Consider the following 21,083-nt stretch of genomic DNA (forward strand, 5'->3'; position numbering starts at 1 on the left):
GGATTAAATTTAGTATTTGTAGTTAAAGCTTAGTGTAAAGCTTCTTGGCTCGCCGTAGAAATTGTTTATACCAGCGGTTCTATTGTGTGTATTGTAAAAATACTTCTTGTCAGTTATGTTTTTAACGATCAGTCCCACACTAAAGTTGTCGTTTATCAAGTAGTTGATATTTGCATCCCAAAGTGCGTAGCCTTTTTGTTCTGGTACGTAGTAGCTTATAGCTGAGCCTGAACTCATATTATCTTTCATATATATACCACTTGTTTTGCTTTGGTATCTAACGCCCGTGCCGATGCTTAGTTTTTGAGTACCAACAAGTGGTATTTCATAGCTTGTATAGAGCTTTAACATATGTCTTGGGATATATTTTTTAGCATCAGCTCCTTTGTTGTAATCAACATTTGATGACGTTTTTCTTTCACTTTTTTGATATTCGCTTTTATTAAATGTATATCCAGCCATCACGCTCCATCTCTCAGTTATTGAGCCTGAAATTTCAGCGTCTATGCCTCTGCTTCGTACCTTTCCCTCTGCGATAGAGTAGTTTGAATTGTTTGGATCTGTTATGGCTCTATTTTCTTGGATTATTTGAAAGAGTGCTACGGCTGTATTTAAAGCACCACCTAAAAACTCAGACTTCACGCCTGTCTCAATGTTATATCCTACGACTGGTTCAAGGACATTTTTATTTGCATCAGTTGCGCTTTGAGGCTTAAAAATTTCAGCATAGCTTACGTACCAGCTATGATCTTTTAAAAAGTCCCACGTTAAACCTGCATAAGGTGAAAATTTTGACTTTGTGATATAGGTGTCTGCAGATCTTGCACCAGTTTTATGATTTTCATTAAAGCTGTCATATTTTACCCTAGCAAATCTTCCACCAAGGATCATATGCCAATCATCACTAAAGTTATATCTAGTGCCAGCTGTTAGAGCTTGCTGGTAAATTGTATTTGTAAATGTTTTATTTAAAGTTGCATTTGTTCCACCCCAGTTTGGCTCGGCTATGGCTGAAGAATTCCAGTTATATATGCCAAGTCCAAGTGATGCTAAGGATATACTTGGCATTCTGATATCATGCTCTACAAATTTCTCCTTACTAAGTGAGCCATTTACGAAGATATCATGTTTTTGTCCAAAAAGCTCATACTTTCCATCTACTCCAAGCTTTAGATTGACCTCTTTTGAGCCATTATCGTATTTTTGTAAGCGAATATCATGAGTCGGAGTGGCTGGATTATATGGATTGACCCCTCCCATTGAGCCAAATTTTATTATGCCATCACTTTTTGTATAGTTTAGCTTTGCATAGGCTTTGTAATCATCATTAAACTGATGAGAAATTTCTGTAAAGGCATTATATTTTTCATAGATGCTATTGTTCCAGTTTGCTCCAAAATAGCTCTTTCTATCTAAATTTAAATTATTACCATCTTTATCAAGCGCAGGTACGCCGTATATATCATACACTTCGCTTGTCTTTTGCCAGATAAGTCCAGCAGTAAGCAGTGTTTTATCGGTTAAATCAAACTCAAATATCCCGCCCAGCGCTCCACGCCAACCATTGCGGTAGTACTTATATGTACCATTTTTGCTTAAAACACCAATGAGTCTTCCACGTACTGAACCAGATTCATTTAGTGAGTTGCTAATATCAAATGTGCCTCGGTAGTTATCCCAGCTACCTAAATTTAGGCTTGTGTTGAAGGCAAATTCGCTTGTTGGACGTTTGCGGACTAAATTTACAGTGCCGCCTGGCTCACCATTACTTTGTGTAAGGCCTGCTGCACCTCTTAAAACCTCTACTCTATCGTAAAACTCAAGATCTGTAAATTCTTTAGAATAGCCAAGTGGTCCTTGGACTGATGAGGATACAGACGAGGCGATACCATCTTCTTGGATGTTATCTACATCAAAGCCACGCGAATTTATCCTAAGGCGCCCACTATCGTTTCTAACGGCGATACCAGGAGCATATTGCAAGGCTGAATTTACATCTTTTAAATTTAGATCTTTTATAAGTTGATTTGAAATGACAGAGACTGATTGTGGTGTCTCTTTTATGCTTAGACCTAATCCAGTTGCGGTGTTCATCCTGTCGGCTGTATATGAGCCAGTACCTTCAGTCTTTGAAAGATCACCCACTACTTGCACCTCTGAAAGACTAGCGTCATTTACTAAATTTTGGTCGTTTGGACTAGTGCTATTTTGGGTAGTGGATGCATCGTTTGTCTTGTTTAGATCGGTGCTATTTGCTGCACACAGTGTATTTACACTAAGAGCTACCGCAAGTGCAATGGATAGCTTATATCTCATAATATACTCCTATTTTAATAATCATTATTGTTCTGGAATTATATAAATCAGAGATTAAGAAATGATAAAATTTTTGCTTATAATTTACAATTTCTTTATAAATTTTGAAGAGATTTAAATAATAATTTTAAAAATTAAATTTCGTAAGTTAGTGTATTTTAGCCGTCAAATGACGGCTAAGAGAAGTTATCTTAAAATTTGAATCTTTGCTTTTGCGCGGAGTTTTTCGAAGTAATCACTCATTAATTTCTCTTGTTCTCCTAAGAGAAGCGCTTTTTATAACTTATACCTCGTAATATATTTATATTTTGAAAATTATTATTTATAAAATATGTAAAGATGATATTAAATACAATAAATAAATTTATGAAAATTTTATTTTCATAAATTTAATGTAGTTGAAAATTTAACGCTAAATGGACAAAATCTAACAAGCATTAATACAACATAAATTTTTAAGATATTTTGATATAGAATATCGATTTTAATTTTATCTAAAGGAATTCTATGAAGTTTAGTATACTCGCTTCATCACTGATCTTTAGCTCGCTGTGGGCTTTAGATACAAATAACAGTGATTATTCAGTTGTTTTACCAACTATCGAGGTGGAAGGTATCTCGGAGCAAAATACCCTAAAAGGTTATATCGCGTATGATAGCGCGGATATCAATAGAAATGGACTCAGTAACAAAGAGACGCCACAAACTATCGAAAATATAGATATACAAAAGAACAGAAACTACGGTACAAATGATCTCTCAAGTATCCTAGAAGGAAATGCTGGTATTGATGCAGGCTATGATATGAGAGGCGAGAACATCAGGATAAGAGGCTTTAGTGTTGATGGCGGTGATATATATAGAGATGGTGTTAGAGACTCTGGTTAGATAAGACGCAGTACAGCAAATGTTGAGAGAGTTGAAATTTTAAAAGGGCCAGCTTCGATATTATATGGAAGAAGCGATGGCGGCGCAGTTGTAAATTTAGTTAGTAAAAAGGCAAATTTTATGCCTGTTTATAAGCTCTCAGGAAGAGTTGGTAGCTGGAGTAGATATGGTGGTGGTATCGATATAAATCACGTAGTAAATAATCAACTAGCTGCAAGGCTAACGACTGATATGGAGCGTGGAAAATCATGGAGAGATGGTATAAAATATAAAAATTTTATGATAAGTCCAAGTATTATTGTGACAAATGATGGTGGAACAGTGAGCTTTGAGACGCAATACACATATGATAATGCTTGGCGTGTACCTGATAGAATGCCAACAAAAAGTGTCTATGATAAGCTTGGTATCGACTATACAAAGGGCTTTTCTCATGATGGAGACTTTGTTGAAGATAAGCTTCATTTCTTTCGTACCGAGCTAAATGCAGAGTTGGTGAAGGATATGAATTTAAAATGGGTTTTTGGTTATAGAAAAGCTAGTCAAAATTTTGACCATTATTTTAGTGGTACCATCATGCCCGGCAATAGACTAAAGCAAAACTATGCTAAACAACAAACCGATAATGACACACTCTCAAATGCTATAACACTTACAAAAGAGCTTGAATTTACAAGATTTAAGTATAATCTTACTTTTGGATATGACAACAGCGTAGAAACTCGCCATCCAAGGCTTTGGTATGATAAAGCCAAAAGTGTGACCATAAACCCATACGCATCAAGATCAAGTTGGGGTAGTGTAGGCTACATGCCGCTTACGACAGACAACAAACACAAAGCTATAAATAATGGAGTATTTTTAGAAGATCTAATAAGCCTAGATGATAAATATAGGCTACTTCTTGGTGGCAGGTTTGACTTTTATGAGTTTAAGACAAGAGACATAAATGGTAAAACAAATAGCTATAAAGGGGATTCTTTTAGTCCAAGAGTTGGCCTATTGTGGGATTTTTTGCCAGAGCATACCGCATACGCTTCATACTCAAAGAGCTTTGCACCATATGGCGGTCGTGGAAATATAGCCATAAGTACAGACGATACAGCAATGCTTGATCTAAAACCGCAGAATAATGAGCAATACGAAATCGGCTTAAAAAGTACATGGGCTGATAATAAATTTAGCTCAAACCTAGCTATATTTCAGATCGAGCATAATAATATAAGATATAGACCAGATCCTGACAATGATCCATATACATGGGCAGTTCGCGGCAAGGAGCGCAGCCGCGGTATCGAGCTAAACGTGCTAGGGCAAATTTACGAGAATTTATACCTGCGCAGCTCGCTTGGATACATGAGAGCCATCATCGTAAGTGATAAGTCAAATCCATTAAACGAAAAACTTAGTCTAAAAAATACAACTAACTGGCAGGGCAATGTTTTTTTAAGATATGCTAAAAACGATAAATGGTATGTCGAAAGTGGCGTGACTGGATACTCTAAAAGATATAGCTACCAAGTAACTAAAACAAGCGTAACCGATCAACACTTGCCCGGCTTTGTAAGGCTTGATGCAAGTGCTGGATATAACTTTAATGAACACGCTCAAATAACACTAGCGATAAATAATATCCTAAATAAAAAATACTGGCGTTCTGATTCAAGACCGGGCGACGAGAGATCGTTTATGCTAAATATGCACTACACTTTTTAACTAAAATTTACACCGCCTTCTCTTTGGCGGTGTAATCTTTTGTCATGTGAAATTTGGAGAAATTTAACCGCCAAGGATGGCTAAATTTGAAGTTATCTTAAAATTTGAATCTTTGCTTTTGCACGGAGTTTATCAAAATAATCAGCCATAAGTTTTTCTTGCTCGCCTTGATAAAGCTCGTTTATAACATTATCCTTAACATCTGCAAAGCTTGGAGTGTATGAGCCAATTTTCTCTTTTACATAAAACATATCAAAACTATCAGCGCCTTGTAGTATTTGGGTAAATTCGCCATTATTTGTACCGGCTATGATGGCAGCTAGTCTTGGATCTATGCTTTGATAGTCTAAACTTAGCTCTTGCGTTTGCACGCTATTAAGTAGTGATGGACTTGTTTTTTGAGCTTCTAGTTCTTCAGGATTTTTTGCCCTATAAAGGACCACTTTAGCGGTGCTAAAGACCTTAAATTTATCAGGATTAGCGTCAAAATACATCTTTGCTTTTTGCTCATTTACATTTTTGCCAGCTTCAGCCAAGATGCTTTTATAAAGCTTTTCTTGAAGCATCTTTTTTTCTATGTTGTTTTTAAAGTCCAAAAAGTCCATGCCTTGAGCTTGGATAGAGCTTCTAAACTGCGAATTTGTCATGCCATTTTGCTTTGCGATCGATTCGATTCTATCGTTTAGCTCAAATGGTGTTACGCTAATGTTTAAATTTTTTATCTGAGCATCTTCGAGTCTATCTCTTATGAGTAAATTTAAAGCATCTTGTTCACTAGCTCTTAGCTGCTCTTTCAAGCTATAAACTTCATAAAGCGTGATTGGTTCGTTCTCTACAATAGCTGCGATACCGTTTATCATCTGAGCTGAATATAAATTTAAAGCACTTAGCATGCCAGCAGCCAAAAAGAGCAATTTTTTCATAATAAAACCTTTATTTAAGTATTTAGTAAATATAATTTTGGGCAATTATAACATAAAAATAAGGCACAAAATGATAGTTACTAGATTTGCTCCGTCGCCTACTGGATACCTACATATAGGCGGACTTAGGACAGCCCTTTATAATTATTTATATGCAAGAGCTAATAATGGAAAATTTTTACTTCGTATCGAAGATACTGACCTAAAACGAAACTCAGAAGAGGCCACGCAAGCCATAAAAGAGGCATTTGCTTGGTGTAAGCTTGATCACGACGGCGAAGTGACATATCAGTCAAAGAGGTTTGATCTTTACAAAGAGTATGTTAAAAAGCTTCTTGAAGAAGGCAAAGCATATAAATGCTATATGAGCAAGGATGAGCTTGAGGAGCTTAGAGCCAGCCAAGAGGCTAGAAAAGAGCGCCCAAAATATGATAATAGATATAGAGATTTTACTGGCACGCCTCCAGCTGGCATCGAGCCAGTCATCCGTATAAAAGCCCCGCTTAGCGGCGAGATCGTCATACATGATGGCATAAAAGGCGAGGTTAAATTTAAGGTTGAAGACATCTTGGACGACTTCATCATCGCTAGAAGCGACGGCACGCCAACATATAACTTCACAGTTGTGATAGACGACGCGCTAATGGGTGTAACAGACGTTATCCGCGGTGATGACCATCTCTCAAATACCCCAAAACAGATCGTCCTTTACGAGGCGCTTGGCTTTAAAACACCAAAATTTTATCATGTCGCGATGATAAACGGCGAGGACGGCAAAAAGCTTAGCAAAAGACACGGCGCAACCGATGTTATGGAGTATAAAAAGATGGGCTACTTGCCTGAAGCGCTCTTAAATTTTCTCGTTCGTCTTGGCTGGAGCCACGGCGATGATGAGATTTTTACTATTGAGGATATGCTTAAATACTTTAATCCAAACGACATCAACAAAAGCTCAAGCACCTACAACGCTCAAAAGCTTGACTGGCTAAATTCTCACTACATTAAGACCCTGCCTTACGAGAGGCTAGCGCACGATATGCTTGAGTTTGGTGTGGATTTTAAGGCTTTGGTAAAGGGTGAGCTACTTCTAAATTCGCTCCGCGAGAGATCAAAGACATTAATTGAAATGGCAAATAGCGCAAACGCGATAATCAACGCTCCAAAAAGCTATGATGAGAAAGCTTGGGCTAAATTTATAAATGAAAATAGCAAAGAAATTTTGGCTAAATTTGCTCAAATTTTAGATCGTGACCTTGACGCAAAGGGCTACGAGGAGCTAACAAATAAATTTTTAGAGCAAAATGGCTTAAAGCTAAAAGACCTAGCTCAGGCCTTAAGGATAGCGCTAACTGGCTCAAGCGTGAGCCCAAGCATATTTGAGGTGCTTGAAGTAGTAGGCAGTAGCGAGACGAAAAATAGAATACAAAATTTATTAAAGGAAGAAAAATGACACATGTAACTAAAGAAGAAGCACTAAACTACCACATAGGCGGCAAGATCGAGATAAAGGTAAAGACGCCTTGCGAGACGTCAAGAGACCTTTCAATGGCCTATACGCCTGGCGTTGCAGAGCCTTGCAAAGAGATAGAAGCTGACAATGAGCTAGCTTATAAATATACAAATAAAGCAAATCTGGTAGCCGTCATCACTGATGGCACAGCTGTTCTTGGACTTGGCGACATCGGTGCCATCGCTGGTAAGCCAGTTATGGAAGGAAAGTCAGTCTTATTTAAAAAATTTGCAAATGTTGATGCCTTTGACATTGAGCTAGACGAGCACGATCCTGATAAGATCGTTGAGATTTGCAAGGCTCTTGCTCCAACATTTGGTGGCATAAATTTAGAAGATATCCGTGCTCCAAAGTGCTTTGAGATCGAAAGGAAGCTTCAAGAAGCAGTTGATATCCCAGTCATGCATGACGATCAGCACGGCACTGCGATGATAACAAGCGCTGGTATGATAAATGCGATGGAAATTTCTGGTAAAGATATCTCTAAAATCAAAATTGTAGTTAGTGGTGCTGGTGCGGCTGGTATCGCTTGTGCGAAGATGTATAAAGCACTTGGTGCAAAACACATCGTGATGATAGATAGTAAAGGCGTCATCCACTCAAAAAGAACAGATCTTACACCTGAAAAGGTAGAGTTTGCGCTTGAAACTGAGGATAGAACTTTGGCTGATGCGATGAGGGGCGCTGATATGTTTTTAGGCCTTTCTAAGCCTGGCGTACTTACAAAAGAGATGGTTGCTTCAATGAATAAAGAGCCTATAATTTTTGCTCTTGCAAACCCAGTGCCTGAAATTTATCCAGAGGATGTTGAGGCTGTAAGAAGCGACGTTATGATGGGTACAGGCAGAAGCGACTATCCTAACCAAGTAAATAACGTTTTAGGTTTTCCTTTTATCTTTAGAGGCGCGCTTGACGTTAGAGCTAAAAAGATCACTGAAAATATGAAAATGGCTGCAGCTAGAGCGCTTGCGCAGCTTGCAAAAGAGCCAGTGCCAGCTGAAGTTTTAAAAGCAAGTGGCGTTAGCGAGCTAAAATTTGGCAAAGAGTACATCATCCCAAAACCATTTGACAAACGCGTGCTAACAGCAGTCGCTCCAGCAGTTGCAAAAGCTGCGGTTGAAGATGGCGTAGCGAGAGTAAAAGACTTTGATGTTGAGGCTTATAGAGCCAAACTTGCAAAAGGATTTTAAAATTTAGCCCAAATTTTGGGCTAAACTCTTTTTGGCATTTTGTAAAGATAAACCCTGTAAAAATAGTAAATTTAAGGATAAAAAATGCAAAACGTGAAGCTCATCTCACACCCACTGATCGAGCATAAATTAACAATCTTACGTGATAAAAACACCCAACCTTTTCAGTTTCGCATGCTAGTTGATGAGATCAGTTATCTTATGATATTTGAGGCGACTAGAAATTTAAAGGTAAAAGATGTCAAAGTCCAAACACCAGTTGCGGTGGCAGATGCAAAAAAGCTTACTACAAAAGTGATGATATGCCCTATTTTAAGGGCCGCACTTGGCATGCTTGATAGTGTCTTTACCATCATCCCAGATGCGAGTGTTGGCTTTTTGGGCTTTCAGCGAAACGAAGAGACAGCACAGGCTGAGTTTTTCTACGCAAAGCTTCCAAAAGATGCAAAAGAGCGCATGGCGATCATCATTGACCCTATGTTTGCAACTGGCGGCACGGCGATAGATGCGGTCAAATTCTTGTGTAAAAAGGGCGTTAAAGAGATCAAATTTATATCTATCATCGCTGCGCCTGAAGGACTTAAAAGGTTTAGTGAAATTTACCCAGATGTTGAGGTCTATACAGCTTCGATCGATGAGAAACTAAACGAGAAAAACTATATCGTTCCAGGCCTAGGCGATGCTGGAGATAGAGTTTTTAACACACTTTAAGGGTTAAATTTGAACAAAAGACTTTTGCCAGCCTTAGTCGCCTTTGTCATTGCTATTATTGTTGGCACTTTCTTTTTCTCAAATAATGGTAGTGAGGCAAATAAAAACGCTCAAATTTTACTTGAGCAGCTAAACAAAGAGGGGCAAAAGAGCCAAAATCTTGTAGAAAACGGCTCATACACCTCAAAAGATGAGGTCGCTCTTTATATCTATAAATTTAACAAGCTGCCAAAGAATTTCATAACCAAAAAAGAGGCACTTGAACTTGGCTGGGACGCAAAAAGCGGAAATTTATGGCAGATAAGCGGCGGCAAAAGCATCGGTGGAGATAGATTTTCAAACCGAGAAAAGAGGCTGCCTGAGGCTGATGGTAGAAAGTGGTTTGAGTGCGATGTGAATTATAATGGTGGCAGGCGCGGCGCTGAGAGAATTTTATACTCAAACGACGGACTTATCTACTACACGCCTGATCACTACGAGCATTTTTACCTGCTTTATGAAAAGAGGATGCAATGAAAAGCGTGATCTTAGATGCCAAAAAGATGGCTGAAAAAGAAAAAATACATGAGTATTTTGCAAAGAAATTTGACCTGCCAGAGTACTACGGCAGAAATTTAGACGCGCTCTTTGACTGTCTTTGTGAGATAAATGAGCCAACGCTTATAAAGCTAAAAAACGAAAATGCTTTGGATAGTGCCATAAAAGAGAGCTTAACCCAGCTATTTCGCGACGTTTGCAGCGAAAATGAGCTAGTTAAATTTGAGCTTGTAAAAGATGAAAAATGATATTTGGAAAGATTGATTATCTAAATTTACTCCCATTTCACGTTTTTTTAAAATCAGCCCCACTAAACTCTCAGATAAAAAAGGCGATCGAGTTTAAAAAGGGTGTACCAAGCAAGCTAAATAGGGCACTAAATGCCAGAAAGATCGATGCTGCGGTGATCTCAAGCATAGCTAGCAAAAAGGCAAATTTAAAGAAGCTAAATTTTGGAATAGTCGCCAAAAAAGATGTAAAAAGCGTGCTTGTGCGCAAGAACTCAGCCTCAAAGCCAGATCCTGCCTCAGCCAGCTCAAACGCCCTAGCTAAGGTGCTTAAGCTAAATGGCGAGGTGATCATAGGCGACAGGGCGCTAAAGGCATACTTAAGCGAGGGCAAAGAGTGCTTTTATGACCTTGGTCAAATTTGGCACGAAAAGACAAATTTGTCCTTTGTTTTTGGTAGATTTTCTTACGTAAAAAATGGCTCGTTTTACAAAAGGCTTGTCGCAAAATTTCTACAAAAAAATGTAAAGATTCCAAACTATATCTTAGCCCAGTATGCCAAAAGCCGCGACATAAGCGAGCAAGATATCAAGTGGTATCTTAAATTTATAAGCTACAAAATAGGTCCAAAAGAGCAAAAATCACTTCGAAAATTTTTTAAAGAAAATAGATTATTAAAAGCAGCAAAAAAGAATTAAATTTTTATAGCTTCTTAGCAGTTGCCAAGAAGCTATAAAAATTAGTGGCGCATATGCATATTAGTTGAGTTATCATAGCTCATATTTTGCATCATCATCTTGTGGTGATCGTGCATCGGCATATCTGCTGGCATATTCATCTGCATATTCATCGCGCCCTCATTAGCCTTGTAGCCTGTTGTGGTAGGATCAATCATGCTAAATATCATCGCAACGTGTCCGACGATCAAAAAGAAGATGAGCAGGCAAAAGTGAAGCTTTAGCTTTACTCTTTCGTTTGCGTTTTTATAGATCAAATTTAGCTCTAAAAGTGCGATGCCAAGAAGCGGGATGACGCCGATAAGATAAAAAATTTACACATAGATGACCAAAATAGCTAAAAACGCCAAAAATAACTACAAAATTTAAGAAGATATAAATTTACTCCTAGCCAGGCTAAGAGTAAATTTAAGCTAGTCTTTAAACTCGTGTGAGATGACTGGAGAAAATTCTTCCCAATGAAGCTTTGTTTTAAATGTTGGCATCTTGCTTTGAAATGGCTCTTTCTTAAGAGCTGCCATAGCGACACTATCGCCTTTTGGCTTAGCCGGTGCTTCTACGTTTAGTATAGAGCGTTCAAGATCAATGAAATCTTTTAAAATAATAGTATATGATTTAAAGAAATTTGCCTCTTTGTGAGCCAAAAGTAGCGAGCCAAACTCATCTACAAATAAATTTAAGGTCTCAGAAAATAGCTTATTGCTAATATTTTTTGCATCATTAAACTCATCTTTTAAAAATGTAGCCATCGCTAAAAATATAAATCCAACGTAGTCCTCGCTGTCTTTGCAAAGCTCGCTATCACGTCTATATGGGCTTAGTTTTAAACATTCAATAACCCTAAGCCTAGCTGCTCCGTTATCTCTGCCCTCTTCATAAAATGAGGCGCTTAAAGGGATGTTTGTAAAGCCAAAAAGAACATCATTTTGTTCTTTTGAAAATTCTTCAAAGCTAAATTTATCTAAATTTTTAAACGCAGCATCACTATCCTCGCTCAAAGGATTTGCACTTAAGTATCTTAACTGCTCTTTCCACCTTGAAAATTTCTCATCATTTGTGTAAAAAAACATAGGATATGCTAGAAATTCGTAAAAATATGATCTTGCTTTTATGATGTTTTTATCCATTCAATAAATCCTCTTTCATTGCGTTTATTTGGGCTTGAACCATTAGTTTGGCTTTGCAGTCAGCACAGCAGTAAAGTGCTTTTATTTTAACCCTATCGTTGCCAAATCTTGGTTGCATTATAGTTGCGATCTTTTCGACCGCTTTTTTAGTCGCAAACTCTTTTCCGCACTCAACACAGGCAAAAAGCTCATCTCGTGCCAGCTCATTATATGTAAAAAACTCAGGCTTAAGAGAAATTTTTCCAACCTCAAGGCTTATGGTATCTTTTTCAGCACAGCTTAGTTCGCAGTATCCGCAAGCTGTACAGACGCTTGGATTAAATAAAATCGAATTTGTCTTTTTATCAGCCACTAGCGCGCTTACGTTACAAGCGCCAACGCAACTTAGACAAAGTGTACAGCTATCAGTGTTTATCTTGACATCGCCGTATCTTATCATCTCGCCGCTTTTTACTACGCCAAGATCTTCGCTACCTACTAAAAACTCGAGCCTTTTTGCAAAAATTTCTCTTTTTGGTAAGGCATATTCGTTTATTGTGTGTTGTGAGTCAGCTATAAATTTTGCTTTTTTGAGCGCATCTTCAAGTTCATTTTTATCTTTAGCGTGATAGATCGCCGTCTCTTTAAATTTAAGCTCATAAATTTGATTTAAGATGCTAATGGCGTCTTTTTCGCCTTTGCCAAGAGTTTTGCTAAATAAAATCACACTCGCACCACTTTCTTGAAGGAGTGTCAAAAAGTGCGTTTGGCTTAGAAAATGTGCAGCTGAAATGGCAAAAGGTAGGACATTTTCTGGTAGGCTAACTCTAAGATCTTCTAAATTTATCTCTTCAGGCACAATGAGTGCAATCTTGCCTTTATAAAGCTTTGCCACAGCGGTAAATGAGCTTTGTGGCATTAGAGTATAATCAAGTGCGCCGCTAGGGCAGACGCTGATACAGTTTCCGCAGTTTGTGCAGTCTATCTGCGAAAAGACAAGGTGCTTTGTCTCGTCCTCTTTTAATATCGCAACCGTTGGGCAAACTTCGGCACAACGCCCACAAATTTCAGTCCTGCGCTCGTGATACTGGCATATTGACGAGTCGTACTGTGTAAAGCTTTTGTATCTAAATTTTGGGCTTTTTGCATTTAAAATTTCAAGCACTTTTTCATCTTTAAGCCCTGCTATCTCGTAACAGCCACTTTGTTTTAGCATATAGTCCCTTGCGTTTTCAACCAAGAAAAAGTCGCAATCAACTTCAAATTCGTCGTTTGCTCTAAGCACCAAAACACTTAACTCGCCAGCCGCACCGTATAAAAATTTTACTTCAAAGTGCGTTAGCTCAATGACTTTGTAACCATTTTCTTTTAGTAAATTTGCTAGCTCTTCGCGGCCTGAGTTGCTTACTATTACGACATTTTTGCCGACTTCTTTTTCGTAGTCGACATCCTTTGCCATGTCAAAGGCACTAGCTCTTGCCTCGTAGAGCAAAAGCGTGTTTTTGGCTTTTTCTAAGACGCTTGCGGTTGTATTTTTAAGGTAAAAATTTATCTCAGGTGCGATGACATTTGCTTTTAGCTTTGGCGAGTTAGAGACAAGATAGTCGCCATTTTCGTTGTTGATCTCTATTTGTTCATTTAGCATCAAAGCATCGTCAAAATCGTTATAAAAGCCAAATTCTTTCATTGTTTCTCCTATTATCAAAAACAGGCTTATTTTAATATTAATGGGATTAATGGACTCTGAATTTTATATGTTCCTTTTTGCTCTAAGGTTTAATTTATAATATTTTTTATGTTAAAATCACGGCTTGGTAAAACTAACTTACTAGGAGCACAAATTGAACGATTTAAGAAATATCCCACAAGTTGATAAGATCATAAAAAACGAAGCATTTTCGGGGCTTGATGTGAGTTTAGTCACAATGCTAGCAAGACAAATTTTAGACAAAGTAAGGGCTAAAATTTTAAATGAAAACGCAAGCTTTAGTGGCGAAGAGATAATAAATTTGATCCTAGATGAGTATGATAAATTTAACGAAGCCAGCCTTCAAAGGGTGCTAAATTTAACCGGCGTTGCCATACATACAAACCTCGCTAGAAGCGTTATAGATAAAGAAATTTTAAGCCGAGCGACACCTGTTATCACAGGTTATTCTAATCTTGAATATAACCTAGAAACGGGTAGTCGTGGCAACAGATATGACTATATAGGCTCACTCATAGCAAGAGCTTTTGGTTTTGAAGACGCCATCGTCGTAAATAATAACGCAAGTGCTGTATTTTTGGTGTTAAACACCTTTGCAAAGGGCAGGGAGGTAGTCGTTAGTAGAGGCGAGCTTGTCGAGATAGGCGGTAGTTTTAGGGTGCCTGAGGTGATGGCAAATGCAGGTTGCTTTTTAAAAGAGGTCGGCACGACAAATAAAACTAGACTTAAAGACTATGAGTCGGCTATTTGTGAAGATACTGCAATGCTTGTAAAAGTGCACCGCTCAAATTTCGACATCGTGGGCTTTAGCGAAGAGGTTACAGCAAATGAACTAAGTAAATTGGCATGCGAGCAAAATTTGATAGATTATTTTGATCTTGGTAGTGGATTTTACGGAAATTTGCCGTTTAACTTAGACAAAAATGAGCCAGACTTAAAGCATTTAAAAGACGTTTCGCTAGTTAGTTTTAGCGGCGACAAGCTCCTTGGCACGGTGCAGTGCGGTATAGTTGTCGGCAAAAAAGAACTCATAGCAAAGCTTAGGAAAAATCAGCTTTTAAGAATGCTTCGTGTTGATAAGGTGATCATCTCGCTTTTGGCTGAGAGTATGAAAGCTTATCTAAACAAAGAATTTGAGCTAATCACAACGCAAAAACTGCTTCACAAAAGTGTAAAAGAGCTTGAAAATTTAGCAAATTTTATAAATAAAAATTTAAAAGTGCCACTAGAAATCATTCGCACACAAACCTTTGTAGGAGGCGGGGCGATGCCAAACAAAAAGATCCCAAGCGTGGCTTTGGCGTTTAGTGGTGACGCAGTTTTAAATGAGCAGAAATTTAGGCAAAAAAAGGTGATCGGCCGCATAGAAAATGATAAATTTTTGCTTGATTTAAGAACGCTTTTAGATGACGATGTAAATGAACTAATAAAAATAATAAATGAAACGGAAGAAAAATGAGTTTAATAATAGGAACAGCAGGGCATATCGACCACGGAAAAACCGCGCTTATAAAGGAGCTAAACGGCTTTGAGGGGGACAATCTCGAAGAGGAGAAAAAGCGTGGCATAACGATCGATCTAAGCTTTTCAAATTTAAGTAAAAATGATGAGAACATCGCATTTATCGACGTGCCAGGACATGAAAATCTCATAAAAACGATGATAAGTGGCGCGTATGGCTTTGATGCGTGTTTATTTGTGGTGGCAGCAAATGACGGCCTTATGCCTCAAAGCTTGGAGCACCTTGAAATTTTAAATCTTCTTGGTGTGAAGTCTTTGATCGTGGCACTTACAAAGTGTGACCTCGTAGATGAAGCGACTATAAATTTAAGAAAAAAAGAGATAAGAGATGAAATTTCTAAATTTAAAAACCTGCAAATTTTAGAAATTTTTGCCGTTAGTATAAAGGATAAGGCAAGCATTGACGAGCTTAGAAACTACCTCTTTACGCTAAGAGCTAAAAAGCGCGATGAAGACGGCGTTTTTAGATACTACATCGATAGGGTTTTTAGCCTAAAAGGTATTGGAAATGTTGTAACCGGCACAGTTATAGAGGGAAGCGTTAGTAAAAATGAGAAGCTTTTTAACTACGACGCTGGTAAAGAGGTGCTAGTAAGAAGTGTGCAAAGCCATGATAAATTTGTAGATAATGCAGGGGTTAGCAGCCGTGTGGCGCTAAATCTAACTGGCATTGAGCTTAATGAGCTAAAAAAGGGTCAGCTACTTAGCAAAAAGGGCTTTTTTAGGGGATTTAGAGAGATTGATGCGGTCGTAACTGCTAAAAATCTCATTCACTCGCAAAGCGTAACCTTTTGCGTTGGTGCTAAAAATGTGCCTGCAAAGGTGCTAATACTAAGCCAAAAAGATGATAGCTACTTTGTTACCTTTAAATTTCAAAGCGATATGTTTTTGAAATTTGATGAGGCATTTGTTCTCATCTCAGATGCACGCGTGATAGGAGGTGGCAGAGTGCTAAATCCTGTGCTTGAGCCACTAAAAAAAGCTGGCAAAATTCTCTTTTTGGCTGCACTTTTAAAGCATGATTTCGTTGGGGCATTTTCTATACTTAAAGAAGCACACAAAAATGGCTTTGGCATCATCTCGTCTTATCAAAGATTTGGACTAAGTCACGAAGAGGCCGTAAATGTGGCTAAAAAAGTCTCAAACGTCTTTGTCGATGAAAAGGCTTTAAATATCTACGATATAAGCGCGGTTGAGCGGATAAAGTCTGTAGTTAAATTTATGATAGAAAAAAATGAATTTGCCGTTTTCTCAGCTCAAAGTATAAGCTTAAAGCTTGCTTGGGCTAGTCAAAATTTGGCTCAAAAAGCACTTGATGAGCTTGAAAGTATAAATTTGATCTCAAAAGATAGTGGCGTCTATACCAAAAAAGGCGTTGATCTAAGCAAGCTAAAAGTTAGGCTCGAAGAGAAAATTTATGAAATTTTAGAAAGTGGTAAGCTCGCTCCAGCAGCGCCATATAATATATATGATGATCTTGAGATCGATAGAGTTAGTGGCGATAATGCCCTAAAAAAACTAACCGCAATGGGTAGGGTCATAAGGCTAGAGCATAACCTTTTTATCACTAGAAATTCTCTAAAAATGGCGCTTGATAAGCTAAGAGAGATCATAAAAAATCAAGGCTTTGTAAATGTCACAAACGCTAAGGATGCGCTAAATTTAAGTAGAAAATATATTATCGCCTACCTTGAGCAACTTGATCTTGAGAGTGACATAATGAAGCAAGGAAATGATAGAGTCTTTCGTGGTTAGTATTCATTTACAAAAAGTAAATATAATCCGCCAAATTTTTAAAAAGGAAAAAAATGAAAAAAGTGGTTTTGGCCTCAATAATAGCGGCAACTAGCCTAATGGCAGCAAGCGATAAGCAAATAGAAGATTTTTACTCAGAAGTTTTTAAAAATCAAAATATCGATGGTGTTAATGTAAAAGTCGTAGAACGCACTAAAATTTTAGATGATATAGAAAAAGTAAGCTTAAAATTTAGCAAAGGGGATATGTCTCAAGAAGATGTGACTTTTGTTAAGGGCGATCTTATGTTTCCTGATGTTGTAAATTTAAAGGAGCAGAAGTCTTATTTAGCTGAAGAAAAAAAGGTAATCGCAGAAAAAGCAGCACTTGATTTAGTAAAATCACTAGCTAAAATTTATAAAAATGAAGACAAGGCAAATGTTGTAACTCTTGGCAATGATAGCAAAAAGCCAACTCTTATTATGTTTTCAGATCCTGAATGCCCATATTGTAGAGCCGAGCTAGCAAAGGTCGAAACGACATTAAAAGACAATAACGTTGAAATCATCCTAACTCCAGTGCATGAACTATCGTCTTTGCAAAAAAGTGCTTTGATCTATAAAGATATAAAAAATGCAAAAAGTGATAGCGATAAGGTTAAAATTTTAAGAAAGTATTTTTCTGAAGATTATAACGTAGATGAAAAAAATGTTAGCAAAGAAGAGAGCGACAAGATCGATACTTTACGTAAAAAATATTTCTCAGCTGGCGTTAGATCAGTGCCATTTATAATAAATAAAAGTGATTTAAAATAATCTTTTCTAGGGAGCTCTCCCTAGAATTTATACTTTAAATTAGCCTTTCTCTCAAAATTCATAAAAGTTAAAATATTAAATATATTTTCTTATATTTTTAACAATAACTTAACATATTTAATTAAAGCTTTATATTTACTTTTATTATTTTATAAATATGCTAAATTTACACAGTTTAATTCTAGGCTCTAAAAGCCCTGAAATAGGCTTTTGCAATATTTTAGAAATTCTAAAATATTGCAAATCATGAAGACCAATCAAACCAAATTCTCAAATTTTTAAGTTTGAGAGCTAAGGAGAAAAAATGCAAGGATCAAGAAGAGATTTTCTAAAAAAATCTCTAAAAGTCGGTGCTGCCGGCGGTGTACTCGCAGTCTCAGCCGTAGCAAAAGTGACTAGTGACGACTTAGCTCCTGATGACAATGGTGTCGTCGTTGGCAAGTCAAACAAAAAAGAGGTGCTTTATAAAAAAAGCAAGAACTGGGAAACCTACTATAAAATCGCTTACTAAGGGAGAAAACCATGAGTGATGCACGTATAGGAAGACGTTCATTTTTAAAGCTAGCCGCACTTGGTGCTGGAAGTACAATGGCTTTTGGAGAAAATGAAACGATAAGAAAAGCAAGTGATGAGGAGATAAAAAATCCTTTCCCTGGCTCAAAAAAGGTTAGAACGATTTGTTCTATTTGCTCAGCAGGCTGTGGTATCGAGGCCGAGGTAAAAGATGGTGTTTGGGTTCGTCAAGATATGGCGATGCACCATCCGATATCTCAGGGCTCACACTGCTCAAAAGGTATCGATCAGATCGATCTTACACACAGCAAACAACGCATCAAATATCCTATGAAAAAAGTTGATGGTAAATGGCAAAGAATTTCATGGGATCAAGCTGTAAATGAGATCGGCGATAAGATGCTTCAGATCCGCAAAGAAGATGGCCCTGATAGTGTTGTTTTCTTAGGATCGGCTAAATTTAACAACGAACAGTCTTACTACTTTAGAAAATTTTGTGCATTTTGGGGTACAAACAGTAACGATCACGTAGCAAGAATTTGACATAGCGCAACAGTCGCCGGTGTGGCGAATACTTGGGGTTATGGCGCGATGACAAACCACTTTGGAGATATGGCTGCGAACTCAAAATGTATATTTATCATTGGAGCGAACCCAGCTGTGGCAAACCCAGTTGGTGGCATGAAGCACACTTTACAAGCAAAAGATAGAAACAATGCAAAAGTAATTGTAGCTGATCCAAATTTTACAAAGACAGCTGCACATGCTGATCTTTATTTGAGACAAAGATCAGGAACTGATATTGCGCTTGTTTATGGTCTTATTCATATCATTCTTAAAAATGGTTGGGAAGATAAAGAATTTATAGAAAATAGAACTTACGGTATTGATGAGATAAGAAAAGAGGCTGAGCACTGGACACCAGAGGTTACATCTGATGTTACTGGAGTACCAGTTGATAAGCTACTAAAAGCTGCAGATATCCTAGCTCATACAAAACCGGGTACTGTTGTTTGGGCACTTGGCATCACTCAACACTCAGTTGGTACATCAAATACAAGAATTTTACCTATCCTTCAACTAATTCTAGGAAATATGGGTAAAGCAGGCGGCGGCTGTAATATCATTCGTGGTCACGACAACGTTCAAGGCTCAACTGATATGTGTAACCTTTCAGATAGCTTGCCAATGTATTATGGCTTAACTGATGCAGCATGGAAATATTACTGCAAAGGCTGGGGCGTTGATTATGATGAATTTATTAAACGCTTTGCAGTCTCAACAAAAGAGCCAAAACAAGGCGGTACTCCTGTTAAAAATACAGTCTTTGAAGAGTATTATTACCACGATCCTAAACATCCAGAAGATAGAAACTGGAGAAACGAAAAAGGCTGGTCACTTTCAAAATGGTGGCAAGGCGTCTTGAAAGAGGAGAATACATTTAGTAGTGGCGCATTAAGAGTTCTTTGGGTTCAAGGAACTGGTCTAACATCTATGGCGCACCTAGCTAAAATTCAAGAAGCGGCTTCAAAACTAGATATGATCGTTGTGGCTGAGCCATTTGTGAATGAAATTTCTATCCTTTCAGACAGAAAAGATGGCGTTTATATCTTGCCAGTAGCGACTGCATTTGAAAATGAAGGTCACTTAAGTGCAACAAACCGCTCAGGTCAATGGAGAACAAAAGTTGTTGATCCACTTTATGAGAGTAAGGGCGATCATGAAGTAATGTTCTTGTTTGCTAAGAAATTTGGCTTTTACGATGAATACGTAAGAGGCATGAAAATGGGTATCGTAGATCGTGAAATAAAACAAGTAAAAGATGATTTTGTATGGCCTGATGATGCGACAAATGAGATAGCAAGAATTGGAAATTCTATAGGTTATGGTGGTAGAACAGCTGAGATGTTTAGACGCCATCAAGCAAACTGGGATAAATTTGATCCAGATACGTTAATAGGTATTGGTGGTGAAGTTAAAGGCGAGTATTACGGTAAACCATGGCCAGCATGGGATGAAAAACACCCTGGAACACCAATACTATATGATATGAGCAAACCTTATGCAGAGGGTGGTTCTGGCTTTAGAAATCGTTTTGGTCTAGAGCATAATGGCGTTAGTCAGCTAGCTAGCGAAGAGACAACACTTGTTGGCTCAGCTATAAAAGGTGGCTATCCACAAATCACAAAAGAGAATATAGAAAAAGTCTTGGGCATAACTCTAACTGAAGAAGAGAAAGCTAAGATGGGACCAAGCTGGAGCATGGATTATAGTGGTATTATCTTTGAAAAATGCCGTGAAAAAGGTGTTGTGCCTTATGGTAATGCAAGGGCGAGAGCTATCGTTTGGGAATTCCTCGATCCTATTCCAAAACATAGAGAGCCTATTCACTCACCACGCTGGGATCTTGTTCAAAAGTATCCGACATTTGATGATCAAGCTAGAAATTTCCGTGTTTCTACTAAGTTTAAGTCAGAGCAACAAGCAAAAGATTGGTCAAAAGAATTTCCAATTGTGTTTAGCACGCAACGCGTCGTAAACTTAAGTGGTGCAGGTATGATCGAAAGAACCAGCAAATATCTATCAGCTATTACGCCAGAGATGTTTGCTAATGTTAACCCAGAGCTAGCTTTACAATACGGCATAAAAGACCGCGATATGATGTGGATTCACAGCCCACAAGGCACAAAGATCAAAGTAAGATGCTATCACAGCCAGATGGTAACTCCAGATAGAATTTGTATGCCATACAACTTCGCTGGTATTATGCAAGGCGTTGATCTTTCAGCTCGCTATCCAGAGGGCACTAAGCCTTATGTTATCGGTGAGAGCTTTAACACAGTTACTAACTACGGATTTGACCCAGTTACTCAAATTTCAGAGTTTAACGCAGGTCTTTGTCGTATAGAAAAAGCTGAGGAAAATACATTT

Annotated in this window: 17 protein-coding genes and 1 pseudogene; 13 read left to right on the top strand and 5 right to left on the bottom strand. The window is 37.9% G+C overall.

Annotated elements, in window-relative coordinates:
* Window positions 1-9: 9 nt before the first annotated feature.
* Window positions 10-2,316, bottom strand: coding sequence for a TonB-dependent siderophore receptor (locus MTT30_RS00260; protein ID WP_429800583.1), 2,307 nt, complete (start codon window positions 2,314-2,316; stop codon window positions 10-12).
* Between the two features lie 507 nt (window positions 2,317-2,823).
* Between MTT30_RS00260 and MTT30_RS00265 the strand changes: the two genes are divergently transcribed.
* Both MTT30_RS00265 and MTT30_RS00270 read left to right on the top strand, forming a co-directional pair.
* Window positions 2,824-3,204 carry a TonB-dependent receptor plug domain-containing protein gene (locus tag MTT30_RS00265; protein WP_429800584.1) on the top strand — a complete coding sequence of 127 codons (381 nt, stop codon included), beginning with the start codon at window positions 2,824-2,826 and terminating at the stop codon, window positions 3,202-3,204.
* A gap of 120 nt (window positions 3,205-3,324) precedes the next feature.
* Window positions 3,325-4,920 carry a TonB-dependent receptor gene (locus tag MTT30_RS00270; RefSeq protein ID WP_429800585.1) on the top strand — a complete coding sequence of 532 codons (1,596 nt, stop codon included), beginning with the start codon at window positions 3,325-3,327 and terminating at the stop codon, window positions 4,918-4,920.
* 92 nt (window positions 4,921-5,012) lie between these two features.
* On the opposite strand, the gene MTT30_RS00275 is transcribed toward MTT30_RS00270, so the two are convergent.
* Window positions 5,013-5,843, bottom strand: coding sequence for a peptidylprolyl isomerase (locus tag MTT30_RS00275; RefSeq protein WP_429800586.1), 831 nt, complete (start codon window positions 5,841-5,843; stop codon window positions 5,013-5,015).
* 70 nt (window positions 5,844-5,913) lie between these two features.
* Here MTT30_RS00275 and gltX point away from each other — a divergent pair, with 70 nt between their 5' ends.
* The 6 genes from gltX to MTT30_RS00305 all read left to right on the top strand — a co-directional run bounded on the left by gltX (window position 5,914) and on the right by MTT30_RS00305 (window position 10,716).
* Window positions 5,914-7,293, top strand: a complete 1,380-nt coding sequence (gene gltX, locus MTT30_RS00280; protein WP_429800587.1) for a glutamate--tRNA ligase — start codon at window positions 5,914-5,916, stop codon at window positions 7,291-7,293.
* Window positions 7,290-8,543 (top strand): malic enzyme-like NAD(P)-binding protein, encoded by a 1,254-nt coding sequence (locus tag MTT30_RS00285; protein WP_087585442.1) that lies wholly within the window; start codon window positions 7,290-7,292, stop codon window positions 8,541-8,543. Before gltX ends, MTT30_RS00285 begins: the two co-directional genes overlap by 4 nt.
* An 84-nt stretch (window positions 8,544-8,627) precedes the next feature.
* The gene (upp, locus tag MTT30_RS00290; RefSeq protein WP_429800588.1) at window positions 8,628-9,254 is read left to right on the top strand and encodes a uracil phosphoribosyltransferase; all 627 of its coding nucleotides are present in this window, start codon (window positions 8,628-8,630) and stop codon (window positions 9,252-9,254) included.
* Between the two features lie 9 nt (window positions 9,255-9,263).
* Window positions 9,264-9,770, top strand: a complete 507-nt coding sequence (locus MTT30_RS00295) for a ribonuclease domain-containing protein (protein WP_429800589.1) — start codon at window positions 9,264-9,266, stop codon at window positions 9,768-9,770.
* Complete coding sequence (locus MTT30_RS00300) at window positions 9,767-10,039, top strand: barstar family protein (protein ID WP_429800590.1); 273 nt, start codon at window positions 9,767-9,769, stop codon at window positions 10,037-10,039. The genes MTT30_RS00295 and MTT30_RS00300 overlap by 4 nt, the downstream gene beginning before the upstream one ends.
* Window positions 10,036-10,716 carry an MqnA/MqnD/SBP family protein gene (locus MTT30_RS00305; protein WP_429800591.1) on the top strand — a complete coding sequence of 227 codons (681 nt, stop codon included), beginning with the start codon at window positions 10,036-10,038 and terminating at the stop codon, window positions 10,714-10,716. The genes MTT30_RS00300 and MTT30_RS00305 overlap by 4 nt, the downstream gene beginning before the upstream one ends.
* A gap of 41 nt (window positions 10,717-10,757) precedes the next feature.
* On the opposite strand, the gene MTT30_RS00310 is transcribed toward MTT30_RS00305, so the two are convergent.
* The 3 genes from MTT30_RS00310 to MTT30_RS00320 all read right to left on the bottom strand — a co-directional run bounded on the left by MTT30_RS00310 (window position 10,758) and on the right by MTT30_RS00320 (window position 13,548).
* Complete coding sequence (locus MTT30_RS00310; protein ID WP_307772223.1) at window positions 10,758-11,069, bottom strand: DUF6803 family protein; 312 nt, start codon at window positions 11,067-11,069, stop codon at window positions 10,758-10,760.
* Between the two features lie 99 nt (window positions 11,070-11,168).
* A complete protein-coding gene (locus tag MTT30_RS00315; RefSeq protein WP_429800592.1) occupies window positions 11,169-11,882 on the bottom strand; it encodes a formate dehydrogenase-specific chaperone in 714 nt (237 codons plus the stop codon).
* On the bottom strand, window positions 11,875-13,548 hold the full coding sequence (locus MTT30_RS00320; RefSeq protein ID WP_429800593.1) for a 4Fe-4S binding protein: 1,674 nt from the start codon (window positions 13,546-13,548) through the stop codon (window positions 11,875-11,877). The genes MTT30_RS00315 and MTT30_RS00320 overlap by 8 nt, the downstream gene beginning before the upstream one ends.
* Window positions 13,549-13,702: 154 nt before the next feature.
* Between MTT30_RS00320 and selA the strand changes: the two genes are divergently transcribed.
* The 5 genes and pseudogenes from selA to MTT30_RS00345 form a co-directional block, all read left to right on the top strand.
* Window positions 13,703-15,028, top strand: coding sequence for an L-seryl-tRNA(Sec) selenium transferase (gene selA / locus MTT30_RS00325; RefSeq protein WP_429800594.1), 1,326 nt, complete (start codon window positions 13,703-13,705; stop codon window positions 15,026-15,028).
* Window positions 15,025-16,845, top strand: a complete 1,821-nt coding sequence (selB, locus tag MTT30_RS00330) for a selenocysteine-specific translation elongation factor (protein ID WP_429800595.1) — start codon at window positions 15,025-15,027, stop codon at window positions 16,843-16,845. Before selA ends, selB begins: the two co-directional genes overlap by 4 nt.
* Window positions 16,846-16,898: 53 nt before the next feature.
* On the top strand, window positions 16,899-17,639 hold the full coding sequence (locus MTT30_RS00335) for a histidine kinase (RefSeq protein WP_429800596.1): 741 nt from the start codon (window positions 16,899-16,901) through the stop codon (window positions 17,637-17,639).
* Between the two features lie 304 nt (window positions 17,640-17,943).
* Window positions 17,944-18,150 (top strand): twin-arginine translocation signal domain-containing protein, encoded by a 207-nt coding sequence (locus MTT30_RS00340; RefSeq protein ID WP_009294906.1) that lies wholly within the window; start codon window positions 17,944-17,946, stop codon window positions 18,148-18,150.
* 11 nt (window positions 18,151-18,161) lie between these two features.
* A pseudogene (locus MTT30_RS00345) lies at window positions 18,162-21,068 on the top strand (formate dehydrogenase subunit alpha); the annotation flags it as partial.
* Window positions 21,069-21,083: the final 15 nt, after the last annotated feature.

Origin of the sequence: Campylobacter concisus (assembly GCF_050447445.1) — a bacterium.
Lineage (GTDB): Bacteria > Campylobacterota > Campylobacteria > Campylobacterales > Campylobacteraceae > Campylobacter_A > Campylobacter_A concisus_BI.

Excerpts from the sequence above, each read along its gene's own strand:
- MTT30_RS00260 (WP_429800583.1), bottom strand. The coding sequence starts at position 2,316 with ATGAGATATAAGCTATCCATTGCACTTGCGGTAGCTCTTAGTGTAAAT.
- MTT30_RS00265 (WP_429800584.1), top strand. The coding sequence starts at position 2,824 with ATGAAGTTTAGTATACTCGCTTCATCACTGATCTTTAGCTCGCTGTGG.
- MTT30_RS00270 (WP_429800585.1), top strand. The coding sequence starts at position 3,325 with ATGCCTGTTTATAAGCTCTCAGGAAGAGTTGGTAGCTGGAGTAGATAT.
- MTT30_RS00275 (WP_429800586.1), bottom strand. The coding sequence starts at position 5,843 with ATGAAAAAATTGCTCTTTTTGGCTGCTGGCATGCTAAGTGCTTTAAAT.
- gltX (WP_429800587.1), top strand. The coding sequence starts at position 5,914 with ATGATAGTTACTAGATTTGCTCCGTCGCCTACTGGATACCTACATATA.
- MTT30_RS00285 (WP_087585442.1), top strand. The coding sequence starts at position 7,290 with ATGACACATGTAACTAAAGAAGAAGCACTAAACTACCACATAGGCGGC.
- upp (WP_429800588.1), top strand. The coding sequence starts at position 8,628 with ATGCAAAACGTGAAGCTCATCTCACACCCACTGATCGAGCATAAATTA.
- MTT30_RS00300 (WP_429800590.1), top strand. The coding sequence starts at position 9,767 with ATGAAAAGCGTGATCTTAGATGCCAAAAAGATGGCTGAAAAAGAAAAA.
- MTT30_RS00305 (WP_429800591.1), top strand. The coding sequence starts at position 10,036 with ATGATATTTGGAAAGATTGATTATCTAAATTTACTCCCATTTCACGTT.
- MTT30_RS00315 (WP_429800592.1), bottom strand. The coding sequence starts at position 11,882 with ATGGATAAAAACATCATAAAAGCAAGATCATATTTTTACGAATTTCTA.
- MTT30_RS00320 (WP_429800593.1), bottom strand. The coding sequence starts at position 13,548 with ATGAAAGAATTTGGCTTTTATAACGATTTTGACGATGCTTTGATGCTA.
- selB (WP_429800595.1), top strand. The coding sequence starts at position 15,025 with ATGAGTTTAATAATAGGAACAGCAGGGCATATCGACCACGGAAAAACC.
- MTT30_RS00335 (WP_429800596.1), top strand. The coding sequence starts at position 16,899 with ATGAAAAAAGTGGTTTTGGCCTCAATAATAGCGGCAACTAGCCTAATG.
- MTT30_RS00340 (WP_009294906.1), top strand. The coding sequence starts at position 17,944 with ATGCAAGGATCAAGAAGAGATTTTCTAAAAAAATCTCTAAAAGTCGGT.